General features: G+C 65.3%; 10 protein-coding genes. 3 read left to right on the forward strand and 7 right to left on the reverse strand.

All coding sequences use genetic code 11. The features are described from left to right. Positions 1–239: hypothetical protein (locus LGN19_RS08855; RefSeq protein WP_226214051.1), on the forward strand; the 239-nt coding region annotated here is incomplete at its 5' end. Here LGN19_RS08855 and folE2 read toward each other — a convergent pair. From folE2 to LGN19_RS08875, 4 genes are all read right to left on the reverse strand, one after another. After that, positions 191–1,000: a GTP cyclohydrolase FolE2 gene (gene folE2, locus LGN19_RS08860; protein ID WP_122949734.1), complete on the reverse strand. Its 810-nt coding sequence runs from the start codon at positions 998–1,000 to the stop codon at positions 191–193. The two genes, LGN19_RS08855 and folE2, sit on opposite strands and share 49 nt — an antisense overlap. Positions 1,001–1,154: 154 nt before the next feature. Then, entirely contained in the window at positions 1,155–3,059 is a 1,905-nt protein-coding gene (gene dxs / locus LGN19_RS08865; RefSeq protein ID WP_226214052.1) for a 1-deoxy-D-xylulose-5-phosphate synthase, read from the reverse strand. An 81-nt stretch (positions 3,060–3,140) separates the two neighbouring features. Then, positions 3,141–4,025 (reverse strand): polyprenyl synthetase family protein, encoded by an 885-nt coding sequence (locus LGN19_RS08870; protein ID WP_122949172.1) that lies wholly within the window; start codon positions 4,023–4,025, stop codon positions 3,141–3,143. Then, positions 4,022–4,315, reverse strand: coding sequence for an exodeoxyribonuclease VII small subunit (locus tag LGN19_RS08875; RefSeq protein WP_122949171.1), 294 nt, complete (start codon positions 4,313–4,315; stop codon positions 4,022–4,024). The genes LGN19_RS08870 and LGN19_RS08875 overlap by 4 nt, the downstream gene beginning before the upstream one ends. Before the next feature lie 270 nt (positions 4,316–4,585). On the opposite strand from LGN19_RS08875, the gene LGN19_RS08880 reads away from it, so the two are divergent. After that, positions 4,586–5,692 (forward strand): aromatic ring-hydroxylating oxygenase subunit alpha, encoded by a 1,107-nt coding sequence (locus LGN19_RS08880; protein ID WP_226214054.1) that lies wholly within the window; start codon positions 4,586–4,588, stop codon positions 5,690–5,692. Positions 5,693–5,809: 117 nt separating this feature from the next. After that, positions 5,810–6,679, forward strand: a complete 870-nt coding sequence (locus LGN19_RS08885; protein ID WP_226214056.1) for a sulfurtransferase — start codon at positions 5,810–5,812, stop codon at positions 6,677–6,679. Between the two features lie 54 nt (positions 6,680–6,733). On the opposite strand, the gene LGN19_RS08890 is transcribed toward LGN19_RS08885, so the two are convergent. The 3 genes from LGN19_RS08890 to polA form a co-directional block, all read right to left on the reverse strand. Beyond that, a complete protein-coding gene (locus LGN19_RS08890) occupies positions 6,734–7,609 on the reverse strand; it encodes a dienelactone hydrolase family protein (protein ID WP_175221794.1) in 876 nt (291 codons plus the stop codon). Positions 7,610–8,024: 415 nt separating this feature from the next. After that, positions 8,025–9,359 (reverse strand): NAD(P)/FAD-dependent oxidoreductase, encoded by a 1,335-nt coding sequence (locus LGN19_RS08895; protein WP_226214058.1) that lies wholly within the window; start codon positions 9,357–9,359, stop codon positions 8,025–8,027. Positions 9,360–9,629: 270 nt separating this feature from the next. Next, on the reverse strand, positions 9,630–12,383 hold the full coding sequence (gene polA / locus LGN19_RS08900) for a DNA polymerase I (protein ID WP_226214060.1): 2,754 nt from the start codon (positions 12,381–12,383) through the stop codon (positions 9,630–9,632).

Genomic DNA, 12,383 nt, shown 5'->3' on the forward strand with positions numbered 1-12,383 from the left:
TCGACTTGCACCACCACCGACAGCTTAAAAGCCAGGCTGTAGTCCCGCTGCGTCCGCTTGATCCCTTGCTCCATCTGGCACCTCCTCGCCTCGGCGAAAAAGTGTCAACCTATTTCAGGATGGGTCACGGCAAACAAAAAGGCCGCTCATCCGAGCGGCTTTTTTATCGGCGCGACAAAACGCCGCGGCGTTATGCCGCCTGCCGCTTGTCGCGTTCGATCAGCGCATACGCGCTGTGATTGTGGATCGACTCGAAGTTCTCGGCTTCGAGCACGTAGGCCATCACGCGCTCGTCCGCGTCGAGACGCTGCGCGACGTCGCGCACGAGATCCTCGACGAACTTCGGATTCTCATACGCACGCTCGGTGACGAACTTCTCGTCCGGACGCTTCAGCAGGCCCCACAGCTCGCACGATGCCTCTTCCTCCGCGATGCGGATCAGCGCCTCGACCGGCAGGTCGGCCGCGAGCTCCGCGTCGATCGTCACGTGCGAGCGCTGGTTGTGCGCGCCGTACTGCGAGATCTTCTTCGAGCACGGGCACAGGCTCGTCACCGGCACGAGCACCTTCAGGAACAGGCGCGTGTCGCCGTTGCGGCTTTCGCCCGCGAGCGTCACTTCATAGTCGAGCAGGCTCTGCACGCCCGACACCGGTGCCGTCTTGTTCACGAAGTACGGGAACGTGACTTCGATGCGACCAGCTTCGGCCTCAAGCTTTTCGAGCATCGATGCGAGCATCGCGCGGAAACGCTCGACCGTCAGCGGCGCGCGGTTCTCTTCGAGCAGCGCGACGAAGCGCGACATGTGCGTGCCCTTCTGGTCGGCCGGCAGACGGACGTCGAGGTTCCAGACACCGACGGTCGGCTGCACGTCGCCGCTTTCGGTACACACCGTCAACGGATGCCGGACCGCCTTCACGCCCACGCGCTGAATCGGAATCTGGCGGGTATCCACCGTGCTCTGCACGTCGGGCATCACGAAGGCGGGATTCATCTGGTTCATCTTGTTCAATCCTTGTAAGCCGCGCGTTCGACGACGCGCACGCCGCATCATGCGGCAGCCGGAAAAGCAACATGGGCCCGCAGGCCCATGTTTTCCGCATCAATGAAGACCGGTTGCGCCAGTCGCACCGGCACCGCCCGCGGGCGGCACCAGCTTATGCGACGCGCTTCGCCTGACCGGCGACGTCGGCCGCCGGATTCAGAAAGCGTTCGCGAATCGATTTCGCGATACCCGCGCCGTCGAGGCCGCATTGCGACAGCAGCTTCGCGGGGTCGCCGTGATCGATGAACAGGTCAGGGAGGCCCAATTGTAGTACGGGTCGGATAACCCCACTCTCCATCAGGGCTTCCACGCAGGCCGAGCCCGCGCCACCCATCACGCAACCTTCCTCGACCGTGACGAGGTAGTCGTGCGTCTCGGCGAGTTCACGCACGAGCGCCGCATCGACCGGCTTCACGAAGCGCATGTTCGCGACGGTTGCATCGAGCTCCTCGGCTGCGGCGAGCGACGGTGCGACCATCGTGCCGAACGCGAGGATCGCGACGCGCTTGCCTTCCGGCTGCGACGTCTGGCGACGCACTTCACCCTTGCCGAGCGGGATCTCGGTGAATTCCTTCACCGTCGCCACGCCCGTGCCCGCGCCGCGCGGATAGCGCACCGCGGTCGGGTTCGGCTGCTGCAGCGCCGTGTGCAGCATCTGGCGGCATTCGTTCTCGTCGGACGCAGCCATGATCGTCATGTTCGGGATGCAGCGCATGAACGCGAGATCGTACGCGCCCGCGTGCGTCGCACCGTCCGCGCCGACGAGGCCCGCACGGTCGATCGCGAACACGACCGGCAGGTTCTGCAGCGCGACGTCGTGGATCAGTTGGTCATAAGCACGCTGCAGGAACGTCGAGTAGATCGCGACGACCGGCTTGAGGCCTTCGGTTGCCATGCCGCCCGCGAACGTCACCGCGTGCTGCTCGGCGATGCCGACGTCATAGTAGCGATCCTTGAAGCGCTTCTCGAACTCGACCATGCCCGAGCCTTCGCGCATCGCGGGCGTGATGCCGACCACGCGTGAATCGCGCTCGGCTTCATCGCACAGCCATTCGCCGAACACCTGCGTGTACGTCTTCTTCGCGGGCGTGGTCGACGGCTTGATGCCTTCGGCCGGGTTGAACTTGCCGGGGCCGTGGTAAAGCACGGGATCGGCTTCGGCGAGCTTGTAGCCCTGGCCTTTCTTCGTCACCACATGCAGGAACTGCGGGCCGCGCAGTTCGCGGATGTTCTGCAGCGTCGGGATCAGCGAATCGAGATCGTGACCGTCGATCGGGCCGATGTAGTTGAAGCCGAACTCCTCGAACAGCGTGGCCGGCACGACCATGCCCTTCGCGTGCTCCTCGAGCTTGCGCGCGAGTTCGAGCACCGGCGGCGCCACACTCAGCACGCGCTCGACGCCCGCGCGCGCGGCCGCGTAGAAGCGGCCCGACATCAGGCGCGCGAGATGGCGATTCAGCGCGCCGACCGGCGGCGAGATCGACATGTCGTTGTCGTTCAGGATCACGAGCACTTTCGCATCTTCCGACACGCCCGCGTTGTTCATCGCCTCGAACGCCATGCCGGCCGTCATCGCGCCGTCGCCGATCACGGCGATCGAGAAGCGGTCGTCGCCGTTCAGCTGGCTGCCGATCGCCATGCCGAGCGCGGCCGAGATCGACGTGCTCGAGTGCGCGGTGCCGAACGTGTCGTATTCCGACTCCGAACGGCGCGGGAAACCCGAGATGCCGTCCTGCTGACGCAGCGAATGCATCTGGTCGCGGCGGCCCGTCAGGATCTTGTGCGGGTAGGTCTGGTGACCCACGTCCCAGACGATGCGATCGTTCGGCGTGTTGAACACGTAGTGCAACGCGATCGTCAGCTCGACCGTCCCGAGGTTGGACGACAAATGGCCGCCCGTCTTCGACACACTGTCGAGCACGAACGCGCGCAGTTCATCCGCGAGCGGTTGAAGTTGGCGACGATCGAGGCGGCGCAAATCCGCCGGGTCGTCGATGGTTTTCAGCAAGTCGTACATCGTCGTTCCATTGTAGGAAATCAAACGCGCCCGCATTCTGTTGCACGCACCGTAGCGTGTGCGCGGCGGCGGGCTTTCGCGTCAGCTGACCCGGTTCACTACCAGGTCGGCAAGTTCGGCGAGACGCTGTGCGCGTGCGCCGAACGGTTTCAGCGCGTCGTGCGCTTCGGTGCGCAGTTGCGCTGCGAGCTCGCGCGACGCCTCGAGGCCGAGGATCGATACATAGGTCGGCTTGTCGTTCGCTGCGTCCTTGCCGGCCGTCTTGCCGAGCGTCGCCGAATCGGTCGTGACGTCGAGAATATCGTCGACGACCTGGAAGGCCAGACCCACGGCCCCCGCGTACACGTCGAGCGCAGCCATCGTTTCCGCGGACGGCGTCTCGCCAGCCAGCGCGCCCATCCGCACGGCTGCGCGCAACAGTGCGCCCGTCTTCATCCGGTGCATCGTCTCGAGCTGCTCGCGCGTCAGCTTGAGGCCGACGCTCGCCAGGTCGATCGCCTGCCCGCCGGCCATGCCGATCGAGCCGCTCGCCAGCGCCAGTTCGCGCACGAGCGCAGCCTGCTGCACCGGCGACAGCGCCGCGGCATCGGTCAGCGCAACGAACGCCTGCGACTGCAGCGCGTCGCCGACGAGCAGTGCCGTCGGCTCGTCGTACTGCACGTGCACGGTCGGCTTGCCGCGGCGCAGCGCGTCGTCGTCCATGCACGGCATGTCGTCGTGCACGAGCGAGTAGACATGGATCATCTCCAGTGCTGCCGCCGCCGCATTGCGCGCCGCTTCCGTCGCGCCGGTGAGTTCGCCTGCTGCATGGCACAGCAGCGGGCGAACGCGTTTGCCGCCGCCGAGGACCGCATAGCGCATCGCCTCGTGAAGTTTCGCCGGCATCGCGGTTTCAGCGGGCAGATAGTGGCCGAGTGCGTCCTCGACGCGGTCAAGCACGGACCGCATCCATTGTTCGAATGTCATAGATCGTCGTCTTCGCCGTCCGTGGCGGCCGTTCCGGACGAAAGCGGCTTCAGCGTCGCGCCGTCGAGCACGCGAACCTGCTGCTCCACTTTCTCGAGCTGCTGTTGGCAAAACGCAACGAGGGTCGCACCGCGGCGATACGCCGCCAGTGAATCCTCGAGGCTCAGCGCGCCGCCTTCCATCCGGGTAACCAGCGTCTCGAGTTCCGCGAGCGCCATCTCGTAATTGTCCGGCAACGGTTCGGTGCCATTACCGGGCGGCGTGGCGCCAGGGGATGCGGTTTTCGCCATGGACGAGGGTGTCAAATTTCAAAACAAGTCGGACATTCTACGGCAAAAGAGAATTTTCCGACCTGCCGTCGTGCCCCCCCGGTACATATTCCGGCCCCATCTTCGACACACATTGTGCGCCGCCCGATTGTCGACCGACAAAAAATTGACACAAATCAGGCACTTATTCCTAGCCTTACGAGGCGAACCGGGTATAATTCCCCGTTTCCCTAAATCGATTTTTCGATGGTTGGGTTGTTCACTGCTTTCACGCTAACACCGGGAGTGGGAATGTCCAATCTGAGCGATGCGCTTCAGTTGAAGTCGGCTCACAGCCAGCTTCCAGTCACTGCATACTTCGATGAGGCGCTACTCGAGCGCGAGATCGAAACCCTCTTCAAGAAAGGACCTCGTTACGTCGGGCACGAGTTGATGGTGCCCGAGGCGGGGGATTATTTTGCGTTGCCGTCCGAGAAGGAAGGCCGCGTGCTGGTTCGCAACCAGGCGAACCAGATCGAACTGCTGTCGAACGTCTGCCGCCACCGGCAGGCCATCATGCTCAACGGGCGCGGCCACACGCAGAACATCGTGTGCCCGCTGCACCGCTGGACGTACGATCTGGAAGGCGAGTTGCTCGGCGCACCGCACTTTCCCGACAAGCCGTGCCTGAACCTCGGCAAGAGCCCGCTGCAGAACTGGCAGGGGCTGCTGTTCGAGGCCGAAGGCCGGCATGTCGCGCGCGACCTCGCCCACCTCGGCACGAAGCATCACTTCGACTTCTCCGAGTACCACTTCGATCACGTCGAAGTGCACGAGTGCGATTACAACTGGAAGACGTTCATCGAGGTCTACCTCGAGGATTACCACGTCGTCCCGTTCCATCCGGGCCTCGGCAGCTTCGTGTCGTGCGACGATCTCAAATGGGAGTTCGGCGACTGGTACAGCGTGCAGACGGTCGGCGTGCACAACGCCCTCGCGAAACCGGGCAGCGCGACTTACCAGAAATGGCACGAGCAGGTGCTGAAGTTCCGCAACGGCGTGCCGCCGGAGTTCGGCGCGATCTGGATGGTCTACTACCCAGGCCTGATGATCGAGTGGTATCCGCACGTGCTCGTCGTGTCGTGGCTGATTCCGCAAGGCCCGCAGAAGACGACCAACATCGTCGAGTTCTATTACCCCGAGGAAATCGCGCTGTTCGAACGCGAATTCGTCGAGGCCGAGCGCGCCGCCTATATGGAAACGGCCGTCGAGGACGACGAGATCGCGATGCGGATGGACGCAGGCCGCCGTGCGCTGATGGCACGCGGCGAGTCGCAGGTCGGCCCGTACCAGAGCCCGATGGAAGACGGCATGCAGCACTTCCACGAGTTCCTGCGCCGCCATCTCGGCGACATCTGACGGCAGGTGCGGCGCTTTGACGCCGCCCGGCATCCGGCAGACGAAAAGACGGGCTTCGGCCCGTCTTTTTTTGTTTAGACTTGGAATGTCAGGCCATTCGCACTCCAGGGAGCCGTCATGCCACACACCCACTACACCACACTCATCTCCGCCGCCAATCTCGCCGAGCGCCTGGCGGCGGCGCCCGGCAGCGTCGCGCTGTTCGACTGCCGCTTCGATCTCGTCGATCCCGCTGCCGGCGAAGCCGCGTATGCAACCGGCCATCTCCCCGGCGCCCAGTACCTCCATCTCGACCGCGATCTGTCGGGCCGCAAGACGGGCACCAACGGCCGCCACCCGCTGCCGACCCGCGACGCACTCGCCACGCTGCTCGCGAGCCGCGGCCTCAAGCAGGGCCAGCAGGTCGTCGCGTACGACGCACAAGGCGGCGCCTATGCGGCGCGCCTGTGGTGGCTGCTGCGCTGGCTCGGCCACGATTCGGTCGCCGTGCTCGACGGCGGCCTGCAGGCCTGGGAAGCAGCCGGCCAGCCGCTGACGGCCGACGTACCCCACCCGGCCGCCGGCGATTTCCGCGCGGCTGCACCGCTCGAATCGACGGTCGACGCGGCCGCCGTGCTCGCCAACGTGAACGCACCCACGCGCATCGTGATCGATGCGCGCGCACCCGACCGCTATCGCGGCGAAAACGAAACGATCGATCGTGTAGGCGGCCACATCCCGGGCGCACGCAACCGCTTCTTCAAGGACAACCTCACCGCCGACGGCCGCTTCAAGACCGGCCATGAACTGCGCGAAGCGTTTTCCACCGTGCTGGCCGGCACCGAACCGAATCGCGTGATCCTGCAATGCGGCTCCGGCGTCACCGCATGCCACAATGCGCTTGCACTGGAGGTTGCGGGCCTGCACGGCGCGTCGCTGTATCCGGGCTCGTGGAGCGAATGGAGCGCCGACCCGTCGCGGCCGATCGCAACCGGCCCGACACCGTAAGCACAGGCGCGGCGCAGGCGCAACGAAGCGGCGGCATGTGCCGCCGCTTGCCGTTTACATCACGCCATACTTGCGGAGCCACGCGATCGCACGCTTCCAGCTCTCCTCCGCATCGGCCTTCACATAGCTCGGCCGGTAATCGGCAAAAAACGCGTGACCGGCATCCGGATACACGACGATCTCCGATTCGCGCGCGAGCTTCGAATCGCTCGTCTGGATCGCCTTGCGCATGTCGGCGAGCGACGCCTGCGTGATGTTCGTGTCCTTCTCGCCATACAGCCCGAGCACCGGCACCTTCAGCAACGATGCATGATCGACCGGGTTGAACGGCGTCATCTCGTCGGTCTTGCCGTCGACGAACCCGTACCACGCAACGGCTGCCCGCACGTGCGGGTTGTGCTCCGCATACAGCCAGCTCTGACGGCCACCCCAGCAGAACCCGACCACGCCGAGACGCGACAGGTCGCCGCCGTTCTTGCCGGCCCACGCGACGGTCGCATCGAGATCCTCGGTCACCTGTCGGTCCGGCACCTTGCTGATGATGTGCTCGTCGAGCTCCTTGATCGTCGGATACTTCGCCGCATTGCCCTGCCGCGCGAACAGGTCGGGGGCGATCGCGAGATAGCCGAGCTTCGCGAAGCGGCGGCAGACATCGGCGATGTGCGCGTGCACGCCGAAGATCTCGTGGATCACGATGACGACCGGCAGGTTCGTCTTGTCCTTCGGTTGCGCACGATACGCAGGCACGCTCGAGTCACCCGAGCGGATCTCGACGGTGTCGACGTCCAGCCCTTCGCTGTCGGTCGTGACCGTCTGCGCCGACACGGGCAGTACGGCCGCCGCGAAGGCCCCGCCCAGCGCGGCCTGCATGAACTTGCGGCGCGAGAACGGAACGTGGGGAACCAGGCTGTCGACTTCGGGTTTCAACATGAATGCACTCCTCGATTGGGCGCCGCCGTCACGATCACGGACACGGCATGACGGGGCATCGCGCCGGCGCGCGGCGCGGATGTCGCGGCGATTGGCACACCGCCGCAAACGGAAACCCGGACAAGATGCCCAATAATCCGTTGTCGCGTCAACTGTCGGATATGTAAGACTCGATTACGACGCGTCGATTCGACACGTCGATCATCACGCGGAAACCCGCATGCGGCCCGTCGAATCGCGATGCAACAAGCCGCATGTCGATCGCCGTTGGGCGATCGGATGCTGGCGAACTGAAACGAAAAACACGCGGGCGATATAGTCCCTCAAACGCAGGCCCGGCGGCCCGCAAAAGACAACGGGCGGGGATCGCGCACGACGTGCGCAGTCCCCGCCCGCTCCCCGCGTGAATGCGCGCTCAGTGCAGCTTGACGCGCGGCAGCGTCGTGCGCCGCAGCCAGTGCGCGACCGTGTCGAGCATCATCCTCGGATAGCCGTGCAGCGCGGCGATGTGCATCCGGTACAGCGACATGTACATGAAGCGTGCGAACAGCCCTTCGATCAGCATGTTGCCGCCGATCAGCCCGCCCATCAGGTTGCCGACCGCGCTGAAATGGCCGAGCGACACGAGCGAGCCCAGGTCGCGATACGTGAATTCGGGCAACGGGCGCCCGTCGAGCCGGCAGCCGATTGCCTTCAGCAGGAAGTTCGCCTGCTGGTGCGCAGCCTGCGCGCGCGGCGGCACGTTGCGTTCGTTGCCGGGCCATGCGCATGCCGCACAATCGCCGAGAGCGAACACGTTGTCGTCGGTAAAGGTCTGCAGCGTGCGGCGCACGTCGAGCTGGCCGAGCTTGTTGACCTGGAGGCCATCGAGATTGGCGAGCACGGACGGCGCCTTGATGCCTGCGGCCCAGACCGTCAGGTCGGCACGCACCGTCTTGCCGCTCGCCGTATGGATGGCCCCGGGCGCCACCTCGGTCACGCGCTCGGCGAGCATCAGCCGCACGCCGATCTTTTCGAGCAGTTCGGCCGTCGCCGACGACACGCGCTCCGGCAACGCCGGGAGGATCCGCGGCCCCGATTCGATCAGCACGATGCCGACGTCGTGCCGCGGGTCGAGCTTGTGCAGCCCGTAAGCCGACAACACCTGCGCGGTGTTGCGCAGTTCGGCGGACAGCTCGACGCCGGTCGCGCCGCCACCGACGATCGCGACCTGGATGCGCGGCTCGGCCGCCCCGCCCGGCGCGGTCGGCGCCGGCGCCTGGTGCTCGGCACGCATGCACGCGGCGATCAGCCGCTTGCGGAAGCGCTCGGCCTCGCCAACGGTATCGAGCGCGATCGCGTTTTCCGATGCACCCTGCACGCCGAAAAAGTGAGTCGTGCTGCCGATCGCGATCACGAGCGTGTCGTATTCCAGCTCGCGCGCCGGCAGCAGTTCCTCGCCGTCGCTGTCGTTGACCGGCGAGAGCGTGATGCGCTTCGCCGCGCGGTCGAGCCCGGTCAGCCCGCCCTGCTGGAACTCGAAGCCATGCCAGCGCGCCTGCGCCGCATATTCGAGCTCCTGCGTGAACGGATCCATGCTGCCGGCCGCGACCTCGTGCAGCAGCGGTTTCCAGATGTGGGTCGGATTGCGGTCGACGAGCGTGACAAGCGCACGCGCGGAACGATTGCCGCGCGCGCCGTAACGGTCGCCGAGCCGCGTCGCCAGTTCCAGGCCGCCCGCGCCTCCGCCTACGATGATGATCCGATGCATCTGTTCCCCCTTTGCGATTCGAAACTGCTGCCGCCGGACAGTGCGAACGCGATGCATTCGCGCCACCCGGTGGATTAACCGGTTCGGACATCATCGATGTGCAGTTCGAAGCACTTCGATGTTTCCAACCCCGGAACGCGGGGCGCGCCGCCCCCGCATCAATGACATGCATTGTCCGGGAGCTTGCGCGTTGACCACAAGCAAACCATCTCGATATTCAGCATCCCTGCAACAATATGCCGCAGGAATCGGGAACCGCGCGGCGGTGCGTCAGTGTGCCTCTTCCCAGTTCGCGCCGGCACCCACTTCGGCGACGAGCGGTACCTTCAGCTTCGCCACGCCGCACATCATTTCCGGCAGTTTCTCGCGCACCAGCGACAGTTCGCCGTCGGGTACCTCGAGCACCAGTTCATCGTGCACCTGCATGATCATCCGCGACGCAAGCTTGTCGCGGGTGAGCCAGTCGTCCACCGCGATCATCGACAGCTTGATCAGGTCGGCCGCGGTGCCCTGCATCGGCGCATTGATTGCCGCGCGCTCGGCCGCCTGGCGGCGCGGGCCGTTGCCGCCGTTGATCTCGGGCAGCCACAGGCGGCGACCGAAAACGGTTTCGACGTAGCCCTTCTCCTTCGCGATCGCGCGCGTGTCTTCCATGTACTGCGCGACGCCCGGATAGCGGGCGAAATAGCGGTCGATATAGAGCTTCGCCGCGTCGCGCGTAATGCCGAGGTTCGACGCGAGCCCGAACGCGCTCATCCCGTAGATGAGCCCGAAGTTGATCACCTTCGCAATCCGGCGCTGGTCGGAATTGACCTCCAGCGGCGTCACGCCGAACACTTCGGCGGCCGTCGCGCGGTGGATGTCCTCACCCTGCGCGAACGCGCGCAGCAGCGACGCGTCGCCCGAGATGTGCGCCATGATCCGCAGTTCGATCTGCGAATAGTCGGCAGACACGATCTTGTGGCCCGGCGACGCGATGAATGCCTCGCGGATCCGCCGGCCTTCGGCCGTGCGCACCGGAATGTTCTGAAGATTCGGATCGTTCGACGCAAGGCGGCCCGTGACCGCGACAGCCTGCGCGTAGTTCGTGTGCACGCGGCCCGTCGAAGGGTTCACCATGCGCGGCAGCTTGTCGGTATAGGTCGACTTCAGCTTCGACAGCCCGCGATGTTCGAGCAGCAGCTTCGGCAGCGGGTAGTCCTCGGCCAGCTTCTGCAGTACCTCTTCGTCGGTCGACGGCGCGCCGCTCGGTGTCTTCTTCACGACCGGCAACTGCAGCTTCTCGAAGAAGATCTGCCCGATCTGCTTCGGCGAGCCGAGATTGAATTCGCCGCCCGCCAGTTCGTATGCCTGCGCTTCGAGCTCGATCAGGCGCGTCGCGATTTCGGTGCTCTGCGCCTGCAGGCGCGCATCGTCGATCAGCACGCCCGTGCGTTCCATCTTGCGCAGCACGAGCGACACGGGCATCTCGATCTCGCGATACACGCGCAGGAGGCCTGGTTCGCGTGCAACCTGCGGATACAGCGCGTGATGCAGCTGCAGCGTGATGTCCGCATCTTCGGCCGCGTATTCGGCGGCCTGCGTGAGCGCCACCTCGTCGAAACCGATCTGCTTCGCGCCTTTGCCGGCCACGTCTTCATACTTGATCGTCTTGACGCCCAGATGACGGAGCGCCAGGCTGTCCATGTCGTGCGTGCGGTGCGATTCGACCACGTACGATTCGAGCAGCGTGTCGTGCTCGATGCCGTTCAGCGCGATGTCGTAGTTCGCGAGCACCTGCGCGTCGTACTTCAGGTGCTGGCCGACCTTCTTGCGATCGGCCGATTCGAGCCACGGCTTCAGGCGCGCGAGCACTTCGTCGAGCGGAAGCTGGTCGGGCATGTCGGGGCCGCGGTGCCCGACCGGCAGGTAGGCCGCCTTGCCCGGCTCGACCGAGAATGACAGGCCGACGAGCCGCGCGAGCATCGGGTCGAGCGAGGTCGTCTCGGTGTCGAACGCGGTCAGCGCGGCCGCGTCGATCTTCGCGAACCACGCGTCGAACTGCTCCCAGGTCTGGATCGTGTCGTATTCGCGGACGATGTCGGCCGCCACCACCGGTGCCGGCTCGCCTTCCGGCGCATCGGCGCCGCCACCTTCCGCCGGCGCGCTGTCGACTTCGCGCAGCCAGGTCTTGAAGCCGTAGCGCGCGAAGATGTCGCGCATCAGGTCGCGCGCTTCGCCGTCGGTCTTCAACGACGCCTCGATCGATTCGAGATGCGGCGCGAGATCGCAGGCCGTCTCGACGGTCACGAGCGTGCGGCCGAGCGGCAGGAAGTCGAGCGCGCGGCGCAGGTTGTCGCCGACCACGCCCTTGATGTCGCCCGCATGCTCGATCACGCCGTCGAGGCTGTCGTACTGCGCCAGCCATTTCACGGCCGTCTTCGGCCCGCACTTCTCGACGCCCGGCACGTTGTCGACGGTGTCGCCGATCAGTGCGAGGTAGTCGATGATGCGCTCGGGCGGCACGCCGAACTTCGCGATCACGCCGTCGCGGTCGAGCGTCTCGTTGGTCATCGTGTTGACGAGCGTGACGTGGTCGGTGACGAGCTGCGCGAGATCCTTGTCGCCGGTCGACACGACCACGTTCATCCCGTGCCGCTCGGCTTCGCGCGCGAGCGTGCCGATCACGTCGTCGGCCTCGACGCCTTCGACCATCAGCAGCGGCCAGCCGAGCGCGCGCACCGCGCCGTGGATCGGTTCGACCTGCAAGGCGAGGTCGGGCGGCATCGACGGACGGTTTGCCTTATAGTCGGCATAAAGGTCGTCACGGAACGTCTTGCCCTTTGCATCGAACACGCAAGCGCTATACTCTGCACTGACTTCCTTGCGCATACGGCGCAGCATGTTGATGATTCCGTAGAGCGCTCCGGTCGGCTCCCCGCCAGGGCCACGCAAATCAGGCATCGCATGGTAAGCCCGATACAGATAGCTCGAACCGTCAACCAATAGCAGGGTCTTACCTTCCAGATTTCGTTCTTCAGGCAT

The organism is Burkholderia sp. AU30198, from assembly GCF_020419825.1.
Taxonomy (GTDB): Bacteria; Pseudomonadota; Gammaproteobacteria; order Burkholderiales; family Burkholderiaceae; genus Burkholderia.